This is a genomic window from Campylobacter sp. MIT 12-8780, assembly GCF_006864535.1.
GTDB lineage: Bacteria > Campylobacterota > Campylobacteria > Campylobacterales > Campylobacteraceae > Campylobacter_D.
Genome location: NZ_QHLL01000008.1, coordinates 26,276 through 46,605, shown reverse-complemented (window position 1 = coordinate 46,605; position 20,330 = coordinate 26,276). Strand labels below are relative to the sequence as shown.

General features: G+C 36.1%; 19 protein-coding genes. 3 read left to right on the top strand and 16 right to left on the bottom strand.

Translation table 11 applies throughout. The features are described 5' to 3' along the window. Positions 1 to 322 precede the first annotated feature (322 nt). Complete coding sequence (locus DMB95_RS07240; protein WP_142931512.1) at positions 323 to 1,495, top strand: pyridoxal phosphate-dependent aminotransferase; 1,173 nt, start codon at positions 323 to 325, stop codon at positions 1,493 to 1,495. A 61-nt stretch (positions 1,496 to 1,556) separates the two neighbouring features. On the opposite strand, the gene DMB95_RS07235 is transcribed toward DMB95_RS07240, so the two are convergent. Beyond that, a complete protein-coding gene (locus DMB95_RS07235; RefSeq protein ID WP_142931511.1) occupies positions 1,557 to 1,898 on the bottom strand; it encodes a cupin domain-containing protein in 342 nt (113 codons plus the stop codon). 147 nt (positions 1,899 to 2,045) lie between these two features. On the opposite strand from DMB95_RS07235, the gene DMB95_RS07230 reads away from it, so the two are divergent. Further along, positions 2,046 to 4,034 (top strand): TonB-dependent receptor plug domain-containing protein, encoded by a 1,989-nt coding sequence (locus DMB95_RS07230; RefSeq protein WP_142931510.1) that lies wholly within the window; start codon positions 2,046 to 2,048, stop codon positions 4,032 to 4,034. Between the two features lie 114 nt (positions 4,035 to 4,148). On the opposite strand, the gene hypA is transcribed toward DMB95_RS07230, so the two are convergent. The 11 genes from hypA to pta form a co-directional block, all read right to left on the bottom strand. After that, the gene (gene hypA / locus DMB95_RS07225; RefSeq protein ID WP_142931509.1) at positions 4,149 to 4,493 is read right to left on the bottom strand and encodes a hydrogenase maturation nickel metallochaperone HypA; all 345 of its coding nucleotides are present in this window, start codon (positions 4,491 to 4,493) and stop codon (positions 4,149 to 4,151) included. Between the two features lies 1 nt (position 4,494). Beyond that, positions 4,495 to 5,469, bottom strand: a complete 975-nt coding sequence (hypE, locus tag DMB95_RS07220; RefSeq protein ID WP_142931508.1) for a hydrogenase expression/formation protein HypE — start codon at positions 5,467 to 5,469, stop codon at positions 4,495 to 4,497. A gap of 9 nt (positions 5,470 to 5,478) precedes the next feature. Beyond that, a complete protein-coding gene (gene hypD / locus DMB95_RS07215; protein ID WP_142931507.1) occupies positions 5,479 to 6,567 on the bottom strand; it encodes a hydrogenase formation protein HypD in 1,089 nt (362 codons plus the stop codon). Next, positions 6,551 to 6,832, bottom strand: a complete 282-nt coding sequence (locus DMB95_RS07210) for a HypC/HybG/HupF family hydrogenase formation chaperone (RefSeq protein ID WP_142931506.1) — start codon at positions 6,830 to 6,832, stop codon at positions 6,551 to 6,553. Before DMB95_RS07210 ends, hypD begins: the two co-directional genes overlap by 17 nt. Beyond that, positions 6,832 to 7,611 (bottom strand): hydrogenase nickel incorporation protein HypB, encoded by a 780-nt coding sequence (hypB, locus tag DMB95_RS07205; protein ID WP_137632947.1) that lies wholly within the window; start codon positions 7,609 to 7,611, stop codon positions 6,832 to 6,834. Before hypB ends, DMB95_RS07210 begins: the two co-directional genes overlap by 1 nt. Before the next feature lie 135 nt (positions 7,612 to 7,746). Beyond that, the gene (locus tag DMB95_RS07200) at positions 7,747 to 9,135 is read right to left on the bottom strand and encodes a short-chain fatty acid transporter (protein ID WP_137632946.1); all 1,389 of its coding nucleotides are present in this window, start codon (positions 9,133 to 9,135) and stop codon (positions 7,747 to 7,749) included. Between the two features lie 9 nt (positions 9,136 to 9,144). After that, on the bottom strand, positions 9,145 to 9,786 hold the full coding sequence (locus DMB95_RS07195) for a 3-oxoacid CoA-transferase subunit B (protein WP_137632945.1): 642 nt from the start codon (positions 9,784 to 9,786) through the stop codon (positions 9,145 to 9,147). Beyond that, positions 9,786 to 10,439 carry a CoA transferase subunit A gene (locus tag DMB95_RS07190; protein ID WP_137632944.1) on the bottom strand — a complete coding sequence of 218 codons (654 nt, stop codon included), beginning with the start codon at positions 10,437 to 10,439 and terminating at the stop codon, positions 9,786 to 9,788. The genes DMB95_RS07195 and DMB95_RS07190 overlap by 1 nt, the downstream gene beginning before the upstream one ends. Further along, on the bottom strand, positions 10,439 to 11,623 hold the full coding sequence (locus DMB95_RS07185; RefSeq protein ID WP_137632943.1) for an acetyl-CoA C-acetyltransferase: 1,185 nt from the start codon (positions 11,621 to 11,623) through the stop codon (positions 10,439 to 10,441). The genes DMB95_RS07190 and DMB95_RS07185 overlap by 1 nt, the downstream gene beginning before the upstream one ends. Positions 11,624 to 12,183: 560 nt before the next feature. After that, positions 12,184 to 13,368: an acetate kinase gene (locus DMB95_RS07180; RefSeq protein WP_142931505.1), complete on the bottom strand. Its 1,185-nt coding sequence runs from the start codon at positions 13,366 to 13,368 to the stop codon at positions 12,184 to 12,186. A 20-nt stretch (positions 13,369 to 13,388) separates the two neighbouring features. Further along, entirely contained in the window at positions 13,389 to 14,897 is a 1,509-nt protein-coding gene (pta, locus tag DMB95_RS07175; RefSeq protein WP_142931504.1) for a phosphate acetyltransferase, read from the bottom strand. A gap of 93 nt (positions 14,898 to 14,990) precedes the next feature. On the opposite strand from pta, the gene flgH reads away from it, so the two are divergent. Next, on the top strand, positions 14,991 to 15,698 hold the full coding sequence (gene flgH, locus DMB95_RS07170; RefSeq protein ID WP_142931503.1) for a flagellar basal body L-ring protein FlgH: 708 nt from the start codon (positions 14,991 to 14,993) through the stop codon (positions 15,696 to 15,698). A 113-nt stretch (positions 15,699 to 15,811) separates the two neighbouring features. Here the strand turns inward: flgH and DMB95_RS07165 are convergent, their stop codons facing one another. From DMB95_RS07165 to ligA, 4 genes are all read right to left on the bottom strand, one after another. Beyond that, entirely contained in the window at positions 15,812 to 16,654 is an 843-nt protein-coding gene (locus DMB95_RS07165) for a bifunctional riboflavin kinase/FAD synthetase (protein WP_142931502.1), read from the bottom strand. After that, positions 16,620 to 17,399 (bottom strand): 23S rRNA (cytidine-2'-O)-methyltransferase TlyA, encoded by a 780-nt coding sequence (gene tlyA / locus DMB95_RS07160; RefSeq protein ID WP_142931501.1) that lies wholly within the window; start codon positions 17,397 to 17,399, stop codon positions 16,620 to 16,622. Before tlyA ends, DMB95_RS07165 begins: the two co-directional genes overlap by 35 nt. Beyond that, entirely contained in the window at positions 17,396 to 18,241 is an 846-nt protein-coding gene (locus DMB95_RS07155) for a hypothetical protein (RefSeq protein ID WP_142931500.1), read from the bottom strand. Before DMB95_RS07155 ends, tlyA begins: the two co-directional genes overlap by 4 nt. A gap of 136 nt (positions 18,242 to 18,377) precedes the next feature. Beyond that, positions 18,378 to 20,318 (bottom strand): NAD-dependent DNA ligase LigA, encoded by a 1,941-nt coding sequence (gene ligA, locus DMB95_RS07150; RefSeq protein WP_142931499.1) that lies wholly within the window; start codon positions 20,316 to 20,318, stop codon positions 18,378 to 18,380. Between the last annotated feature and the right edge of the window lie 12 nt (positions 20,319 to 20,330).

Sequence of the window (20,330 nt, the reverse complement as noted above, 5' to 3'; positions counted from 1 at the left end):
TGTTTTCCTTTCATAGTCAAAATATTTGTGCTTGCTTCATCTAAAATAATCTGACTACCGAAAACGCTAAAGTTTTTGATGATAGCCAGACTAACGCATCTGAGTCATCATAAAAAAATCCTTTATTTATTAGAAATAAAAATTATAGGATTTTACACTTTTTTTCTTAAATGAGACTGAATTTAAATAAAAATATTGGCATTTTTTATATCGTAAAAAATAAAATATGGGTAAAAACTAAAAACAAGAGCATTTTTCTAGCTCTTTTTCACGGAATTTAAATTTAAATTTTGTTATAATCAAGCTTTAAAAAGGAGTAAAAATGTTAAGCAAAAGATCACAAGTTTTAGGCGAGTCCATAACTCTAGCTATCACAGCGCTTGCAAATGAGCTTAAGGCTAAGGGCGAGGATATACTGAGCTTTTCAGCTGGAGAGCCAGACTTTGACACCCCAGAAGTCATTAAAAACGCAGCCATAAAAGCTATACAGCAAGGTTGTGGTAAATACACTGCTGTAGCTGGCACAAATGAGGTTTTAAAAGCTGTGGCTTTTAAGCTTAAAAAAGACAATAATTTAGATTATGATATAAGTGAAATCATCACAAATGTAGGAGCCAAGCACTCACTTTTTGAATGTATTCAATGCCTTGTAGAAGAAAATGATGAAGTGCTTATCCCAAGTCCTTATTGGGTAAGCTATCCTGAAATGGTAAAATACGCCGGCGCAAAGCCTGTTTTCATAGAGGGTGAGGAGCAAAACGGCTTTAAAATCACAGCTAATCAGCTTAAAAAAGCTATCACTTCAAAAACAAAACTTTTGATCTTAAACTCCCCAAACAACCCTATAGGAGCTATTTATAGCAAAGATGAACTTTTAAGTTTAGCAAAGGTGCTTGAAGGCACAAATATCATCGTTTTAAGTGATGAAATGTATGAAAAACTTCGCTATGATAATACTGAATTTCACGCCTTTGCAAGCCTTAGTGAAGATGCCCTACAAAGAAGCGTTACTATAAATGGTTTAAGTAAATGTGGGGCAATGCCAGGCTGGCGTTTTGGCTATATGGCAAGTAAAAACAAGGATTTGATTAAGGCTGTAAAAAAACTGCAAGGACAAAGTACTTCAAATATCTGCTCTATCACCCAGCACGCTGCTATCCCTGCCCTACTTGGTGAGGCTGATAAAGACTTAGAATTTATGAGAGCTGAGTTTGAAAAAAGACGCGATAAAGCCTTAGAGCTTTTAGCACAAATGCCAAATTTAAGCGTATATAAACCACAAGGAGCCTTTTATCTTTTTGTGAATATCTCAAGGCTTGAAAAAGACTCTATGAAATTTTGCCAAAAACTCTTAGAGGAGCAAAAAGTGGCTGTGGTTCCGGGCATTGGCTTTGGTATGGAAGGGTATTTTCGCCTTTCTTATGCCACAAGTTTAGATAATATCATCAAAGGCTTAGAACGCATTAAGACTTTCGTGCAAAATTACAAAGCTTAAACTTACTCTTAACTTGTCTTTATCTCAAGGCAAGTGAGTTTTTTTAAAAAGCTTGAATTTTCTACAAAGGCTTTAAAATAGCATTTACCCTAGCGATACTATCAGTTTTAGCAAGGCTTAGACGCACGATGCTATCTTTTAAAGCCTTTAAAGAATGTGGCACATTTGCACTTAAAGCTATCATATCAAGAGCTTTAAGTTTAAAAATTTCATTTTCTAGACTAAATTCAATCTCGCCTTTTAATACCTGCACACTTATGTCAAATGGAGCTTTATGCTCTTTCATCACGCTTTGTTTTGGCATAATGATTTGAATTTCTTTTGCATTTGCGTTTTCATGAAGAACTTTAATGCCAACTTGCTCATCTTTAAATTCAAGCCTATCCCAAGAAATAACTTGCATTGGATTTTACCTCTCTTTTGAAATGATTTTGTCATTTTAGCATTTTTTATCATTATAAAATTTAACCCAAGATAATAAAATTCAGTTTGCTTTTAATATAATACTATATAATTGTTATCATTTTAAAATAAGGAAATTCCTCTATCTATGCGACTTTTAAGACAATATTTTTTAATTTTAGTTTTTTTATCAAATTCATTTTATCTCTTAGCAGATGAAAAAACCCAAGATCACAAAAACTCCACACTAAAGCTATCAGCTTCTGTAATCACAGCGCAAAAAGATATACTTGATGCTACGAACAACACGGAATTTTCTGCAAAAAACACACTCTTGCAATCAGGCGATCTTGCTAAGTCCTTCTTAAATCTGCCCGGTTTTTCTATGGCAAGAAAAGGTGGTGGTGGAAGTGAGATATTTTTTCGCTCACAAGGTGCGTCAAGGCTACCTATTTTTATCAATGGTGGTATTTTAAATGGCGGTTGTGGCGGGCGAATGGATACAAGTATCTCTTATATATTTGCTGAAAATTATGATACCATTACTACCCTAAAAGGTCCTCAAGATGTGCGCTTTGGGAATTTAATCAGTGGGGGAGTGCTTTTTGATAGAGATATTAAAAGGCTTGATACAACGACGATGAAAGCTCAAAGTAGCGTGCTTTACGCAAGCTTTAACCAACTTGAGCTTAATGCTGATATGTTTGGTGGGAATGAGCTTGGTTCTTTGCGTGTCATTGGCTCAAGGTATTCAAGCAATGATTATGAAACTGCAAACAAGCAAAGTGTGCATTCAGCCTACAAAAGAGAGTCTTTAAGCCTCATTGGCACACTCACGCCCTTTGAAAGCACAGGTATAGAACTTGATGCAGACTTTGGCAAAGGTTTTGCTTCGTATGCAGATCGTGCTATGGACGGACGCACTTTTGATAGAACTTCTTTTAATTTAAGAGTAAAACAAGAGCTTAATACTCTTTTTGAGTATATTGATTTTCGTGTGTGGCATAATGAAATCGATCATATTATGGATAATTTCTCACATCGCCCAAATACAAGCTCTATGTTTATGCTAAGCAATCCAAAACGCACAAATTCAGGCTTTAGAACAGAACTTAACTATAAGGCAAGTCAAGAACTTTCTTTTTATCTTGGCACAAATTACAACCACGACAAACACTCTTCTCGTAGCGGCTTAGGCACAAATGCCCAAACAGCTGATACAAATGCCTTTAGTAAATCCTATACTCCAAATTATCTTGAACAAAGCATTGGCGGCTTTTTACAAGGACAATACTTTGGCTTTAAAGATATGGGTGTATTTTTTGGCACAAGATATGATGAGCTAAAAACATTGCGTTATAAAACTATGCGAACAAATGGCGGTTACAAACACAAAAGCGATGGACTTGTTAGTGCTTTTGTGCGCTTAGAGCACTATCAAGAAGCGATGACTTTGTATGCTGGAGCTGGTTATGCGCAAAGAGGGGCTGATTATTGGGAGATCAATAAAATCAATGGCGAAAAATTAAAATCTGAAAATAACGCCCAGCTTGACTTTGGAGCGATTTATAAGACAGAAAATTTGTATCTTAATGCCTCATTTTTTGCTTCAAGAATGTATGATTATATACTTATAAATTGGGCAAATAGCTCCGCGCTTCAAACAAATGCTAAACTCTATGGAGGCGAGATAGAAGGTGAAATTTCTTTTGATGAAATTTATCATTTTTATGCCAATCTTTCCTATACTTATGCTCAAAACACCAAAACAAACACGCCTTTACCAAGAATAGCCCCTTTACAGACGCGTTTTGCTTTTTATATCGACACAAACTCATGGCTTTTACGCCTTGACATTGATGCACAAGCTGCACAAACGCGCTATGCAAAAGACTATGGAAATGTTGTTGGAAGGGACTTTGGGCGAAGTGCTGGCTTTTATACAGCAAATTTATACGGAGGCTATAAAAATAAAAATTTTTCATTCTTACTCGGTATAGACAATCTTACAAACACTTTATACGCTTATCACTTATCTAAAAACAGCGTTGAGATCAGCATGCTTGATAATCCTATCAGCCAAAGGGTATTTGAACCCGGACGCAGTATGTGGGCGAAATTTAAACTTGATTTTTAACATAAAAACAGACTTTGAAAAAAACGCATGATAACACAACTCAAAAAAAGCTATCATTGTAAAAAGTATGGCTGATGAAGTAATTTGCTCTATCAAAAACTCAAGCTATCAAATTTAGCTCATCACCAAACGCATCAAAAGCAAGTCTTCTCCGCTGATGATTTTTAGCTCCGTGCTTTGACAATGTGGGCATTTAAACTCATTTTGTTTTAAAATACTATTTTGTCCGCACTCAAAACAAGTTATTTCAAGTTCGCTTTGTTCTATAAAAAGCTCAGCTTGCTTGCAAAAGCTTGAATTAAGCCTAAAAGTATCAAAACAACGTTTAAAAAGCTCACTTTCTATACCGCTTAAACGTCCTATTTTAACATAAACCTCGCTGATTTGCGTAGCGTTTTGCTCTTTTGCGTTTTGTTCGCAAAGCGTGATTAAAGACTCAACTATGCTAAGTTCGTGCATATTAACAAATTCTTGGTAAAAGTTCGCCTTTTGGAGCTTCTAAAAAACGTTTTGCTCCAAAAGCATTTTCAAGTATAACCCTGCCCTTTTTTTCGCTTAAAATTTCACCTATTATATTTGCATTTGGATTAAAAGTTCTTAAAATTTCAAGAGCTTTTTGTTCATCTTTTTTTTCAACGCAAAGCACAAAGGTACCTTCATTTGCCAGCTCATAAGGCTCAAAGCCAAAAAGCTCGCATACTCCAGCCACCTCATCTTTAACGGCGATTTTTTCCTCAAATACAAGTATATCAAAGCCACTTTGTCTTGCCCACTCATTAAGTACAGCAGATAAGCCTCCACGCGTTGCATCACGCATGGCAAGAGGCTTGATATGAGCCTCAAAAAGACTTAAGACCTCATCTTTTAAGCTCTTACAATCACTCTTTACCTCAGCTTCAAGCTCATTTCTTTGCACTAAAACAGCTGCTCCGTGTCTGCCTATATCGCCTGAAAGAAGCACAGATAAGCCAGCTTTTATGTCCTTAGTTTGCACTTTTTGGGTGATAGTGCCAAGTGCTGTTGTATTGATATAAAGTTCATCAGCCTTACCTTTTGGCACGACTTTGGTGTCTCCACACACGACTTTTACCCCAGCTTTTTGGCATTCTTTATAAATGCTAGCAAGAATTTTTTCAAGTTTTTGTGTTTTAAAGCCTTCTTCTATGATAAAAGCAAGACTTAAAAACTCAGGCTTAGCTCCTACCATTAAAACATCATTAATACTTCCACATACACAAAGCTTGCCTATATTTACTTCTTCATCTAAAAAAATGGGGCTAAGAGTAAATGAATCTGTACTTAAAGCTAAATTTCCAAGTATAGCCGCATCATTTGCTTCGCGTAAAATCTCATTATCTAAAGCCTTGAAAATCCCCGCTATAAGCTCGTTCATCTCCTCGCCACCGCCACCATGTGCAAGTTGAATTTCTTTCATCATAGCCCTTTAATTTACTTTTGAGTATTTATAATACGCCGCACAAGCTCCCTCGCCACTTACCATACAGCTACCAACTGGAGTTTTAGGCGTGCAAGCCTTGCCAAAAACCTTGCAATCATAAGGCTTGGCTATACCTCTTAATATACTGCCACAAATACAAGCCTTGCTTTCATTTTTACTTTGCACGCTACAATCAAACACCTTTTCAGCATCATAACTTGCAAATTCATCCTTAAGTTTAAGCCCAGAATCAGCGATCATTCCAAGCCCACGAAATTCAAAATCACAACTTGTAAAATACCGCTTCACAAGCTCTTGAGCCTTTTCATTGCCCTTAGCACTTACTGCTCTTGAGTATTGATTATACACCTCATAAGTGCCTGCGTTTTCTTGGCGGACTATATTAAGCACGCTTTGCATAATATCAACTGGTTCAAAGCCACTTACAGCTATAGGTGTATGATATTTTTCAGCTATTGGTTTATAAAGCTCATAACCTGTGATAACGCTTACATGAGAAGGTCCTAAAAAGGCATCGATTTTGACATTTTCATCATTCATTATAGCGTGAATTGGAGCTGGCACGGTGATATGATTGATATGAAAAAAGACATTTTTTAAGCCTTTTTCTATGACTTTTTCAAGGAGTAATGCACTCATAGGCGTCGTGGTTTCAAAACCTATGGCAAAAAAGATGATGGTTTTTTCTGGGTTTTGCTCGGCGATTTTAAGCACTTCAAGAGGCGAATACAAAGCCCTTACATCACCGCCTTTTGCACGAAGTTCAAGTAAGGATATAGTGCTTCCAGGCACTCTTAGCAAATCCCCTAAGGTGCAAAAGATAGAGCTTGGCATAGAAGCAAGCTTAATCGCCATATCAATGCGAGTTCTAGGCATAACGCACACCGGACAGCCTGGACCATGCACAAAGTTAATTTCTTTTGGCAGTATAGACGGCAGGGCAAATTTCATAATACTATGTGTATGCCCACCGCAAATTTCCATGATATTAACAGGCTTTTTAAGCTCTTTTTCAATAAGCTTTTTAAAAGCTAAAATGGTGTTTTTATCTCTGTATTCATCGATGAAGTTCATGGTATCCTAAATTCCCTTCATTTTCATCTATTTCTCCGCTTTGCATTTGCTGGACTATTTCTTGATAAGCTTTTATGCTTTCTTTTGCGTATTCTTTATCGATCTTTTCCATAGCCACGCCTACATGAATAAGCACAAAATCTCCCACTTTACAGGGCTCAGCAATCAAATCCAAATTTACCCTTCTTTTTACGCCTAAGGTTTGTACCACAGCATTATTAAGCTCGTCAATTTCTAAAATTTCAGATGGTATAGATAAACACATTAATTTAACTCCTTTTTAAGTCTTAGGTATTTAAACCAAAGTTCTAAATTTGTGCCGTTTTTTGCATCAAGAGCGATAATTTCTACTTTTGGATTGAGTTTTTTGCACTCTTTTATGGCTTCATCTGTATCAAAATCAAACAAAGAAGCTAAATCAGCCTTTGAAATGATGACAAGATCAGCTTTTTTAAACATTACTGGATATTTTGCTGGCTTATCACTGCCCTCAGTTACGCTTAAAAGCACTACATTGATATGCTGCCCTAAATCATAGCTTGCAGGACAAACAAGATTGCCTACATTTTCGATGAAAAGCAGATCAGTATCTGCTAAATTTAAGTGGTGCAAAGCCTCATGCACCATAAAAGCATCTAAATGACAGCTTTGTCCTGTGGTGATTTGATAAGCATTTGCTCCAGCTTCCCTTACCCTTTTAGCATCATTTTCAGTTTCTAAGTCCCCTTCAATGACGCTGATTTTAAGCTCAGCTTTTAAAGCCTTTATGGTGCTTTCTAAAAGCGTGGTTTTGCCGCTTCCTGGAGAACTCATTAAATTTAAACATAAGACTTTGTTTTCATTAAAATGTTTTCTATTATGCCCTGCTTCATGATCATTTTGGCTTAAAATTTTTGTAATTACTTCTACGCTTTTTGACTCGTTTAAGGTTGGGTGGGCATGATCGTGACTATGCTTGTGTGAATGAGTATGTGAGTGTCCATCTTTGTGAGTATGCTCGTGAGTGTGCTCATGGGTAAGTGAGCAACCGCAATCTTTACACATGGTTTTCCTTTGTATTTTTGTTTGATTATAATGATTTTTGGCTTAAATGAAGGTAAAAAGTAAGACTAAGTTAATCTTGCTTTGTCAAGAAAAAGCAAATTGAGTCAAACAAAGCAAGATTAAAAATTTAAAGCTTTATGGTATAAACCACAAAGAAATTACAAAGATCGGTAAAGAAAAGATCAAAGCAGTGATACAAAAGCCCATGATATCTCTTACACCAAGTCCAGCTATAGCTAAGGCTGGTAAAGCCCAGAAAGGCTGAGCCATATTTGCCCATTGTTCACCATATGCTATAGCCATAGTGGCTTTTCCAAGATCAGCACCAAGCTCTTTAGCTGCTTCTAAAACAAAAGGTCCTTGTATAACCCAGTGTCCTCCACCTGAAGGCACAGCAAAATTAATTGCTGCTGAGCTGAAAAATGCCCAAACGGCGTAATTGTCTTTATTGGCTATATCGATGAAAAAGTCAGTGATTAAGCCTCCAAGCCCAGAATCTTCCATCATCAAAGCAATCGCCGCATAAAAAGGAAACTGCACTAAAATTCCAGCCGTAGATCGAGCCGCACCTTGAATGGCTCTCATATATGCCATAGGTGTTTTATGAAGCGCAAGCCCACCGACTAAAAAGATGAGATTAACTCTATTTAAATCAAGCCCAGCAAAGCCTTTTTTCATAAAATAATCCACCAAATATACCACACCCACAAGCACGATAATATAAGCTAAAGATTTGCTTTCTTCCATTTTAAGTGCTGGAGGAGCATCTTTTGGAAGTTCTTTTTGATAGCTTGGCTCTTCAGCTAAAAGTGCTGGATCGACAACTTTTGGTTCTTTTGGCACCATATAAGTTACTAAAATCGGCATAAAAACAAGTAAGCAAAGTATAGTAAAGCCATTATACCAAGTAAAAACTGTATCAGTTAAAGGGATAGGCACACCAGCAAGGTATTTTTGTACTATACCATTGTCCGCACTTGCAGCTGAAAGTGGCATAGAACCGCTTAAGCCTCCACCCCAAGTCATAAAGCCTATATAAGCGCAAGCTATAAGTAAGCCATAATCTACAGCCTTTAAATTTCTTGCGATTTGTTTTGCAAAAAGCGCACCAATAACTAGTCCAAAGCCCCAGTTAATCGCACTTGCAACACCACCAAAAAACGCCACTAAAGCCACAGCTTGTTTTGGAGTCTTCGCATAAGAAGCACAAATTTTTAAAAGCTTTTTTACTGGTTCAGAGCTAGCTAGCGCAAAACCAGTAACCACTATCATCGCCATTTGAGTAGTAAAGGCTAGTAAATTCCAAAAACCATCACCCCAAAATCTTGTCATTGACATCAATGCGCTTGGAGTTTCTCCAGCTGCTGCTGATCCAGCCGCTTTTAAAGCTGCTGCACTTGAAACATCAACAACGAAATACCCCCAAACAAAAACGATCACACTCAAGATGATCGCAAAAACAAGTGGATCAGGTAAATAACGCTGAACCACCCTCGTCATAAAAGATGAAATTGCACCTATCATATTAGTCCTTTAAATGCATACTTCAAAGTTTGCTTCAGTTTTAGCTTTCACCTCATCTAAAGTTGCTTCGCCTTGAAGTTCAACAAGTTTCATTTTGCCATTTTCAAAATCAAACACCCCAAGTTCAGTGATCACGCGATTAACGCATTTTGCACCGGTTAACGGCAAAGAGCACGCTTTTTTAAGCTTTGAATTGCCATTTTTATCAGTATGTTCCATAACCACGATCACTTTTTTTGTTCCATTGACAAGGTCCATTGCCCCGCCCATACCCGGCACTAATTTGCCCGGGATAATCCAGTTTGCAAGATTACCTTGCTCATCAACCTCAAGTCCGCCAAGCACAGTAATATCAACATGCCCGCCACGAATCAAGCCAAAAGAAAAGCTTGAGTCAAAAAACATACCCCCTTCTAGTATAGATGAAGCCTGTCCGCCTGCGTTTGTAACGCGTGGATTTTTTTCAGCTGGCGCTGGTCCCATTTTAAGCATACCATTTTCTGATTGCATAATGATCTCAACTCCACTTGGTAAGTAGTTTGCTGCTTGAGTTGGCATACCTATACCTAAATTTACTAAATCCCCATCTTTAAAGTCTTTTGCTACTCTTTTCACGATAAGAGCAACGATTTCTTCTTTGCTTAGTGCCATTATTTCTCCTTTTTGCTTTCTACTATGTAATCAACCACGACGCCAGGAATGATCACTTGGTTTGGATCTAAGGCACCATCGACAAATTCTTCAACTTCAACGATGACTATATCAGCCGCCATAGCCATTACGACATTAAAATTTCTTGTTGTGCCATCATAGCTTAGATTGCCGTATTTATCAGCCTTTGTAGCATAGATAAGTGCAACTTTTGCACGCAAAGCCTTTTCAAGCAAGAACTCTTTACCATCAACTTTAACTATATCTTTACCCTTAGCTACATCAGTGCCAAGTCCTGTAGTTACAAGCACACCACCAAGTCCATATCCTCCAGCTCTTATCCTCTCAGCTAAAGTTCCTTGTGGCACAAGATCAACTTCAAGTTGTCCTTCACTCATCAATCTTCCGGTTTCTTTGTTTGTGCCTATGTGAGTGGCGATGACTTTTTTTAGCTGTCCAGCCACAACAAGCTTACCATAACTATAATCAGCCATAGCTGTGTCATTGCCTATCATTGTTAAATTCTTTGTTCCAGCTTCAAGCAGGGCATCAACACATTTATGCGCTGTGCCACAACCCAAAAAGCCACCCATCATTACAGAATCACCATCTTTGATTAAAGCTGCCGCTTCTTTTGCAGAGATTTTTTTCATTATTCATTCCTTTCAAAAATAGCAGCGATTCCCTGCCCGCCACCTATACATAGAGTTGCTAAGCCGTGTTTTGCTTTTCTTCTTTTCATCTCGTGAAGTAAGCTTACGGTGATTCTTGCTCCACTTGCACCAACTGGATGTCCTAAAGCTATAGCTCCACCATTGATATTGATTTTGGAAAGATCATTTGGTTTTAGCTCTTTTAAGCACGCTAGAGATTGGGCTGCAAAAGCTTCATTTGCTTCGATTACATCGATATCATTGATACTCATCTTAGCTTTATCAAGCACTTTTTGAGCTGCTGCTGCTGCTCCTATACCCATGATACTTGGATCAACTCCAGCTGCTGCTACGGCTTTGATTGTGGCTAGTATAGGAAGATTTAAAGCTTGAGCTTTTGCCTTACTCATCACAAGCACTAGGGCTGCTCCATCATTGATACCTGATGAATTTCCAGCTGTTACTGAACCTTCTTTGTCAAAGGCTGGTTTGAGTTTATTAAGTCCTTCAGCACTTGCATCAAGTTTTACAAACTCATCTTTATCAAAGATAGTGTCGCCTTTTTTGCTTTTTAATGTTATAGGCACGATCTCATCTTTAAAAACGCCTGATTCTAAGGCTTTTTTAGCTTTGATTTGAGACTCAAGAGCAAATTTGTCTTGTTCATCTCTTGTTAAGCCGTATTTTTTTACCAAATTTTCAGCAGTAATACCCATATGATAATTATTAAAAGCGCAAGATAAAGCATCTTTAATCATGCTATCAACGACTTTTTTATCGCCCATTTTATAGCCTTCTCGAATTCCTTCGAGCAAATAAGGAGACATTGACATATTCTCAGCTCCACCTGCAAGTATCACTTCAGCATCTCCTAGAGCTATGCTTTGCTGTGCTAAACCTATGGCTTTAAGTCCAGAGCCACATACTTTGTTGATCGTAAAAGCAGATTTGCTTTGATCAATTCCGCTATTGATTAAGACTTGTCTAGCAGAGTTTTGTCCTTGTCCTGCTTGAAGGATTTGTCCTAAAATCACTTCATCAACAAGATTTGGATCAATCTTAGTTTCTGCGAAAATCGCCTTAGCAACAGCACTTGCTAGATCCACCGCTTTGGTGTTTTTCAAGCTACCCATAAAAGAACCCAACGCGGTTCTTTTCGCACTTACAATAACAACTTCTTGCATTGTTTGCTCCTAAAAAAGAATTTGAGACTACTCTTGTTTTTCACCTCATAAGCTCAATGATAACAAAAATTAAAAATTCTTATTTCCAAAAAAGAAAAAATGCTTTTTTTAAGTTTATTTTAATTTTTTTGAGTAATAAAGTAACAAATTTTTCATTTTTATTACTTTTATATTTAAGTTTTATTTAATATTTTTTACTTTTTGATAGAAATTATTGTGTAAAAAATATAGAATTATTTTGGCTAAAGGGAGAGATATTATATTAAATATTTATTTTATCATATTTAAATTCAAGTAGGTATAATAAAAATGCTATAGAACAACAAAAACTATAAATGATAAAAACAATCAATAATAATAATCTTAAAAATTTAAAATATAAAATTAAGAAAATTGAGAAAGAAAATTTTCATTTTTTAATTTCGTTTTTTTTAAAGTCCATTGTATTCAAAGCAATATAATAAAAATAGATAATTTTACTTAAAGTATCTAATCAACCAAACTTCAGCATGTAAGCTTTTTTACATACTGAAGTTTTTTTAAAGATAGAGGAAAAAGGGTTATTTAATCAAATTTTCTGTAATGGTAGCGATTTCAAGCTCTTCATCAGTTGGCACGATGAGAATTTTTACCTTTGAACCTGCTTTAGAAATTTCACAAAGCTTACCTCTTAAGCCTTTATTTACGCTTTCATCAAGCTCAAAACCAAGATGAGCAAGTTTATCACACACAAGCTTTCGCACAAGATCAGAATTTTCGCCAACTCCAGCTGTAAAGATAAGTGCGTCAGTGCGTGGCAAGATAGCAAAATATGAGCCTATGTATTTAGCAAGGCGGTAGATATACATATCTTGGGCGAGTTTTGCTTTTTTGTCGCCTTTTTCGATTTGTGCTTCAACATCTCTTAAGTCATTAAAGCCACAAATTCCTAAAAATCCACTTTTTTTATTCATTATATTATCGATTTGCTCTGGATTTAAGCCCTTAGTTTTAGCAAGATAAGGCACGATAGCTGGATCAATATCTCCACATCTTGTTCCCATCATCAACCCTTCAAGCGGAGTAAGTCCCATAGAAGTATCCACGCATTTTCCACCTTCTATAGCACTTACACTTGCGCCATTTCCAAGATGAGCGGTAATAGCGTTAAATTTGTTTAGCTCTATACCTAAAAACTCAGCGGCTTTTTTACTTACATAAGAATGAGAAGTGCCATGAAAGCCATATTTTCTAATCTTATCTTCTTCAAAATACTCATAAGGTAAAGCATACATATACGCAAAATCTGGCATAGTTGAATGAAACGCTGTATCAAATACAACGACATTTTTTACCTTAGGGGCAGCTTTTTGCATAGTTTTAATGCCAGCTATGTGGGCTGGGTTGTGTAAAGGTGCCATAACGCTTACTCTTTGAATTTCATTTAGCACAGCCTCATCAACGACGCAGTGATTAATTAGTTTTGCTCCACCTTGCACGACTCTATGTCCGCAACCATCAAGCTCATTTAAATCATGCAAAAGCCCTGATTCTTTAAAAAGTTCATTAACAAGACTTAAACCTACTTCATGATTTGCGATTGCTCCTTCGCGTGAGTATTTTTTATCTTTAGCGATATCTTTAAGCTCCACTTTAGAATCACTTTCACCTATCTTTTCAACAAGTCCGCTTGCAACAGCGGTTTTATCTTCATAAAGCTTAAATTTAATCGAGCTTGAACCCGAGTTTAATACTAAAATTTTCATTGTTTTCCTTTTATCAAAATTTAATTATCTTGTGCTTGAATCGCACTTAAAATGACAGTATTTACCACATCATCAACCAAGCAGCCTCGACTTAAGTCATTTACTGGCTTTTTAAGTCCTTGTAAGATAGGACCTATAGCAAGCGCTCCAGCTGTTCTTTGCACGGCTTTATAGCCTATATTTGCAGCATTTAAGTCTGGGAATACAAAAACATTTGCATAGCCTGCGACTTTTGAACCGGGCATTTTGCTTTTTGCAGTGAGTGGATCATAAGCTGCGTCAAACTGCAAAGGTCCATCAACACAAAGTTCTGGATATCGCTCTTTTGCTATTTTTAGCGCTTCTTTGCTTGCTTCTACACTTATGCCACTGCCACTGCTTCCACTTGAGTAAGAAAGTATAGCTACTTTTGGATCAAGCCCAAAGGCTTTGGCTGTGCTTGCGCTAGTATAAGCTATCTCTGCAATTTGCTCTGGGGTAGGATTTGGCGTAACCGCACAATCAGCAAACACCAAAAGCCTATCTTCTAAGCTCATAAAAAACATACCTGAAACGGTTTTTACATTTGGTTTTGTTTTAATGAGCTGTAAAGCCGGTCGTATAGTCTCAGCTGTAGTTGTAGAAGCTCCACTTACCATAGCATCAGCTTTTTGAGCATGCACTAAGAGTGTGCCAAAAAAAGTGCGATCAAGCACGAGTTTTTTTGCTTCTTCTAAGCTCATACCCTTTGCTTTTCTTGCTTCATAAAGCGTGTTTGCAAACTCATCATGAAAAGGCGAGTTTTTTGGATCAAGAATTTGTGCATTTTTAAGATCAACGCCAAGCCTGTTTGCTCTTTCTTTGACTTCTTTTTCATTGCCAAGCAAGATAAGATCGACAACTTCTTGCTCGAGCAAAATTCCACTAGCTTCAATGATCCTATCATCATCACTTTCTGGTAACACAACGATTTTTTTGTCTTTTTTAGCACTTTGTATAAGCTTGTAACGAAAGCGATTAGGTGTTAAAAAGGTATAATCATCAAGCTCTTTTACATTTTCTTGATTAAACCACTCATCAATAATAACAAAATTCTTGCTTTCAAGACGTTTTTGTAGATAATCATCGCACATTTTGGCATTGTTTTTATCTACTATAGCATAAATTGGCGTGTTAAGCTCTTTTGCAAGACGGGTATTAATCTCAAAAGAGCCTAAAATCCCAAATCTTGAAAAGCCCACAACAAAAACAAAATCATAATTTGCTTTTAAATTTTCATAGTCATTAATGATCTTATCAGTAAAAAGATTTTGATCGTCGTTGTATTGCTTGGTGCCATTTTGAAAATTAAAACTATACACGCTTGCTAAGTCTTGTTTGAGTTTGAATTTGGTGATGAGATTTTTAAGTGTTTCTATGGTATCTTCACTCACTACTGGGCAAAAAAGGGCTAGGTTTTTATGCTTTTTACATAAATTTTCTAGCAACTGGGTGCTGATTTTGAGGTTTATCTCCTTTTGATCAGAACGAATGAGGTATAAACTTCTCATTTTTACTCCTTGCTTTTTTAAAGTTGGAACTCAATTTGCTTTTATAATTTTACTAAGATTTTATTAAAAATAAACTTTTATTAAGGAAGAAAAATGAAAAAAAGGATTTTTTGCGTGAGCTCTTTGGTAGCAACTTATTTTTTAACAGGATGTGGAGCTGGTGTTGAACCACAAATCAGTATGAAACCGCCCGCTTATGTAGAAGAGCTTGCACCAAAACAAACAAATAATGTCGAAATAGCACCAGGATCGCTTTTTGGCAAGGGAGACAATCCCTTATTTTCAGATAAAAAAGCGATGAATGTCAATGATCTTGTAACGGTTACCATACAAGAAAGCACCACACAAAGCACGCAAGCTAATAAAGCTACTTCAAAAACAAATAACACCAATTTAGGTGGAGATACACTTACAGCTGGTGGGGCTTTATCAAGCATAGCAAATACAATTAGTGATTATTCAAATATAGGCTTTGGGACAAATTCAAACTCAAACTACACAGGACAAGGCTCACAAACAAGAAATGAAAGCTTTAATACTACCATTTCAACCCGTGTGATTAAAATCCTTGCAAATGGAAATTATTTCATCGAAGGCTCAAGAGAACTTCTTATCAATGGTGAAAAACAAACCATACAACTTAGCGGCGTAATCCGCCCTTATGATATAGGACAAGACAATACCATAGATAGTCGTTACATAGCTGATGCAAAAATCCTATACAAAACTGAAGGCGATGTCGCAAGAAGCACGAGAAAGCCTTGGGGAACAAGCATATTTGAAGCCATTTGGCCTTATTAAGCAAATGCTAAAAACAAGTTATAAATTTGCGATGATAAGCTTGATATCATCGCAAAGCTTTAGCCTGTAAGCCCAACTTCTTTATAATTTTCTAAAATATCACTTTTAAATTTTCAAAGCACAGATAAAGCCTTGTTAATATCCTTTTGAATTTGAGCTTTAAGCTCTATAAGAGTGTTAAATTTTTGATTTTCTCTTAAAAAAGCTTTAAATTTTAAAGCTATACGCTCATTTTTTAAAACCTTAAGCGAAAAAGGCTCGATGATATGCGTTTCTATGCTGAATTTTTCATCAGTGCTTAAACGTTTGCCGATAAAACTTACACTTTTAAAAGCTTGATTTTGCACTATGGTATGGCTTGCATATACTGCATTTTTAGGTAAAAAATACTGCTCTTTTGTATCAAGATTAAGCGTAGCAAAAAGCTCTTTTGAACCAAGTCCTTGTCCGCTGATAAGCTCACCACTAATCTTATAGCTTCTTCCTAAAAAAGCATTTGCCTTTTCAATCAAGCCCTCACTCAAAAACTCCTTAATCTTACTTGAATGCACTCCCACCCCATCAAGTTCAAATTCCCTTACAATAAGTGTTTTAATCCCACTTAAAGGCTCAATATCTTTTGCATTAAAAGCCCTATCTTTGCCAAAGCGAAAATCCTCACCCACAACAATCTTTTTTAAATTCTTAAACTCAAGCCTTAAAAGTCTTAAAAAAGCCTCTCCGCTGAGTTCTTTAAGCAGTGAAAAATCCACATTAATAAGCTCAAAATCCACAAGCTCTTTTTTATCCTCTAAACTTGTAAGCGCAAAAGGCTTTTTTGTATCGATAAGCAAGAGTGCTGGATTATTATCAAGATGAGAAAAAAGCTTGAAATGCCCAAGGTGCATTCCATCAAACCTACCTATAGCAAGACTTTCAATCCTATCTTTTTGAATACAGGTAAAAATACTCGACATTACCTTCCTTTCCTTTTAAGCTTGATTTTATACTTGTTTGTAAAAGCCAGCCAAGTTGCATACAGGCTTTTTCAAAGCTTTTTCTTGCCAAATTGATGGCTTTTTCATCTTTTAAAACGCCTTTTTTATCTCTTTTTGCTTCTTTACCAACTTCAAATTGAGGCTTAAAAAGCAAGATAATATAAGCATTTGCTAGCTTATCAATGAAAGCTAATAAATGCAAAAGTGAGATAAAGCTCACATCGCAAGTAATAAGCTCAAATTTTTGCTCCTCATAAGTTCTTGCAAAGTCTCTTAAATCCGTATTTTCAAGACTTTTTACCCTTGAGTTTAAACGCAAGCTTTCATGTAACTGCCCTGCTCCAACATCTAAAGCAAGCACGCTTTTAGCCTCATTTTCAAGCAAAACCTGCACAAAACCTCCTGTGCTAGAGCCTATATCAAGACAGCTTTTGCCCCTTATATCAAGCTTAACTTCTTTTAAAAATGCCTCAAGCTTAAAAGCTGCCCTTGAAACATAAAGTTGACTTAAAAGCTTTAAATTTAAAGCCTTATTTTCTAAAAGTTCTTTTTGGCTTAGTTCTTGCTTAGTATGCTCGTTTTTTAAGCTTAGATAATAAGCCTTTATATCAAAGGCTGGCTTAAAAAAGCTTTGATTGAGCATGATTTGCTTGTTTTCTATCAGCTCTAAGGCTTTGTTTCTTGAAATTTCAAGCTTTTTGCTCACAAAGCTATCATATCTCATTGCAAGAGCTCATCTAAGTCTTTTTTAAGCTTATCTTTATCAGCCGAAAACCACCAAATTCCCATATCAAAGGCATTTTTATTAAGTAAGCTTCTTAAGCTTTCAAGCTCTTGGTAAAAATTTTGATTTTTTTGTTTTAAAAGGCTTAAATTTTCATCAAGAAAAAGCGAGCTTTGATCTAAGTTTTGCATGAGAATAGGAACTTTATCTTGGTATTTATGCTCCTCGTTTTTCTTTTCATCATATACAAACAAAAGCAAAAGTCCAAAAACAAGGCATAAGAAAAAATCCATCTTACCCTTAAACACAAAGCTATACACAAAGCCAAAAGCTAAAGCTTGAGTAAAAAAATTCATAAAATCAAAGCAAAATACAAGAACATAAATACTCAAATCATCACTTAATAATAATAAAAAATTTTTAAACACCAAAAACATATGCAAGGCTTGAGAAAAGCTGTCGATAAAAGCAAGTGTGCTTGTTTTATACACATCAATATTATTACTAAGATATAAAAAAGCCTCTGTTTTTTCAAGCATAAAAACTTGCACTAAAGCATAAAAAAACGCACAAGCTAAACTTGCAAAAAGTATGAATTTAAAGATATTATAAGGGTGTTTTTTAAACTGGGTTCTAAAAAATAAAACAACAAGCACAAAAAAACATGGAAAAATTACAAATAAAAAAAGCAAATCCAAAAGTCCAGCTAGCATTAAGTTTAAAACCAAATGAAGCCAAATACCAAAAGCAAAGACAAAAGCCAGGCTTTTTGAAAAAAAATCCCCCTTAGTAAGCTTATAAAGCAAGGCATTTTGCCTTAAAGTTGCTCTTTTAATAATCATTTTTCTTGCTTTGAAAAAGATAAAAAGCTCATGAAATATCACATATAAAGGTAAAAGCAAAAGCACAAAAGCAAAGGCTAGCTCCTGCCAAAGTAAGCAAAATGCAAAGAGTGAAAAAAGGGTAAAAAATCGCATATTATTTAGCTAAAAGCTCGTTTAATTCATCTTCTGTGAGTGTTTTCACTCCAAGTTCTCTTGCTTTTTCAAGCTTGCTTCCAGCCTCAGTTCCATATAGCACAAAATCAGTTTTTTTAGATACTGAAGAGCTGATTTTAGCTCCCAAGCTTTCTAGCCTTGCTTTTATCTGCTCTCTTGGCTTTGAAAGCGTGCCAGTTATCACTATACTTTTGCCTGAAAGTTCACTTTCATTTTGCATGTTTTGAGTGTGAGTAAGGCTTAAAATTTCATAAAAATGAAGGATTTTTTCTTTATTTACACGCAAAAACTCAGCCAAACTCTCAGCCATTTGCACGCCAAAACCTTCTAGGTTTTCAAAGTCTTGCTTATTTTTATCAATCCACTCAAAGCCAAAACTATTTGCCAATTTTTTAGCTGCTACCTCGCCAATATGCTCAATGCCTAAAGCACTGATAAAGCGGAAAAGCTCGCAGTTTTTGGCATTTTCTATGGCTTCTAGGATATTATTAATCTTTTTATCCTTAAAGCCCTCTAAATTCTCAAAATCTTCTTTTTTAAGATCAAAGATACTTAAAGCTGAATGAATTTTGCCCTTTTTGTATAAAAGCTCTACTATGTTTTGTCCTAAGCCGTCTATATTTAAGCATTTTTTAGATACAAAATAAATAATGCTCTCAAGCACCCTAGCCTCACAATCAAGGTTTTGACACTTAATCAAAGCCCCCTCATCTAAAAGCTCGCTTTGACAAATAGGACAAAGTTTTGGGCGAGTGATAAGCTGCTCAAAGCCCTGCCTACGCTCTTTAAACACCTTTGTGATCTTTGGGATAACATCTCCACTTCTAATGATATTCACCTCATCATTTATCCTTATATCAAGCCTTGCTATCTCATCAAAATTATGTAAAGAAGCTGATTTTACCCTTACTCCATCTAAATCAACAGCTTCTAAAACAGCCACAGGCGTAACTACTCCACTGCGTCCAACTTGTAAATTTACTCCTAACAAACGCGTTGTTTTTTCAAGAGCTGGGAATTTAAAAGCTGCCATAAATTTTGGAAATTTTGCTGTATAGCCAAGCTCTTCACAAAGTGTAAGATCATTGACTCTTACAACCATACCATCCATCATCACGCCCTTGCTTTCTCTTAAAGCCAAAAGCTCATCATAGGCTTTTAAAACCTCATCTAAATTCGCACAAAGCTTGATAAAATCATCTTTTAAAAAGCCAAGTCCTCTCACAAAGTCCATCGCTTCAGCATGGGTTTGAAAATTTAAAGAATTTGCTCCCACACCCCAAGGAAAAAACATCAAATTCCGCTCTTTTGTAATGCTTGTATCAAGCTGCCTTAAGCTCCCACTTGCTGCGTTGCGAGGGTTTGCAAAAAGACTTAGTCCTTCGCTGGCTCTTTTTTCATTAAGCTTTTCAAAGTCTGCTTTTAAGATCACTACCTCGCCTCTAATTTCTATGAATTCTTTATAATTTATAGTTTTTGGGATATTTGCTATCTCACGCACATTTAAGCTTATATCCTCGCCTATTTCGCCATCTCCTCTAGTAGCCCCACTCACAAGCAGCCCATTTTCATAAGTTAAATTTAAGCTTGCTCCATCAAATTTAGGTTCTATAAAAAAATTTTCTTCGCACCTTGCTCTTTTTGCCCAAGCCCTAAGCTCAGCCTCATCAAAAACATCTTCCATACTCCACATTCTTGCTTTATGCCTTAGCTTATGAAACTCACTTTGTATAATAGGAGCTATATTTTGAGTTGGAGAATCCTTGCTAATAAGACTTGCATTATCTTGCTCAAAGGCTCTTAGCTCTCTTATAAGCTTATCATACTCCTCATCGCTTGCCAAAGGCTCATCTTTTTCATAATACGCCCTTGCATAAGTGTTTGCAAGCTGTATTTTTTCAAGATAATCTTCATAAGTCATTTTTAAGTCCTT

What these genes read in the sequence shown, in the direction of transcription:
- hypA (WP_142931509.1), bottom strand. Translation starts at nt 4,493, where the DNA reads ATGCACGAACTTAGCATAGTTGAGTCTTTAATCACGCTTTGCGAACAA.
- DMB95_RS07190 (WP_137632944.1), bottom strand. Translation starts at nt 10,439, where the DNA reads ATGAAAAAAATCTCTGCAAAAGAAGCGGCAGCTTTAATCAAAGATGGT.
- flgH (WP_142931503.1), top strand. Translation starts at nt 14,991, where the DNA reads ATGAAAAAAAGGATTTTTTGCGTGAGCTCTTTGGTAGCAACTTATTTT.
- hypB (WP_137632947.1), bottom strand. Translation starts at nt 7,611, where the DNA reads ATGTGTAAAGATTGCGGTTGCTCACTTACCCATGAGCACACTCACGAG.
- DMB95_RS07165 (WP_142931502.1), bottom strand. Translation starts at nt 16,654, where the DNA reads ATGTCGAGTATTTTTACCTGTATTCAAAAAGATAGGATTGAAAGTCTT.
- DMB95_RS07230 (WP_142931510.1), top strand. Translation starts at nt 2,046, where the DNA reads ATGCGACTTTTAAGACAATATTTTTTAATTTTAGTTTTTTTATCAAAT.
- DMB95_RS07155 (WP_142931500.1), bottom strand. Translation starts at nt 18,241, where the DNA reads ATGATTATTAAAAGAGCAACTTTAAGGCAAAATGCCTTGCTTTATAAG.
- pta (WP_142931504.1), bottom strand. Translation starts at nt 14,897, where the DNA reads ATGAGAAGTTTATACCTCATTCGTTCTGATCAAAAGGAGATAAACCTC.
- DMB95_RS07235 (WP_142931511.1), bottom strand. Translation starts at nt 1,898, where the DNA reads ATGCAAGTTATTTCTTGGGATAGGCTTGAATTTAAAGATGAGCAAGTT.
- tlyA (WP_142931501.1), bottom strand. Translation starts at nt 17,399, where the DNA reads ATGAGATATGATAGCTTTGTGAGCAAAAAGCTTGAAATTTCAAGAAAC.
- DMB95_RS07240 (WP_142931512.1), top strand. Translation starts at nt 323, where the DNA reads ATGTTAAGCAAAAGATCACAAGTTTTAGGCGAGTCCATAACTCTAGCT.
- ligA (WP_142931499.1), bottom strand. Translation starts at nt 20,318, where the DNA reads ATGACTTATGAAGATTATCTTGAAAAAATACAGCTTGCAAACACTTAT.
- DMB95_RS07180 (WP_142931505.1), bottom strand. Translation starts at nt 13,368, where the DNA reads ATGAAAATTTTAGTATTAAACTCGGGTTCAAGCTCGATTAAATTTAAG.
- hypD (WP_142931507.1), bottom strand. Translation starts at nt 6,567, where the DNA reads ATGAACTTCATCGATGAATACAGAGATAAAAACACCATTTTAGCTTTT.
- DMB95_RS07210 (WP_142931506.1), bottom strand. Translation starts at nt 6,832, where the DNA reads ATGTGTTTATCTATACCATCTGAAATTTTAGAAATTGACGAGCTTAAT.
- DMB95_RS07185 (WP_137632943.1), bottom strand. Translation starts at nt 11,623, where the DNA reads ATGCAAGAAGTTGTTATTGTAAGTGCGAAAAGAACCGCGTTGGGTTCT.
- DMB95_RS07200 (WP_137632946.1), bottom strand. Translation starts at nt 9,135, where the DNA reads ATGATAGGTGCAATTTCATCTTTTATGACGAGGGTGGTTCAGCGTTAT.
- DMB95_RS07195 (WP_137632945.1), bottom strand. Translation starts at nt 9,786, where the DNA reads ATGGCACTAAGCAAAGAAGAAATCGTTGCTCTTATCGTGAAAAGAGTA.
- hypE (WP_142931508.1), bottom strand. Translation starts at nt 5,469, where the DNA reads ATGAAAGAAATTCAACTTGCACATGGTGGCGGTGGCGAGGAGATGAAC.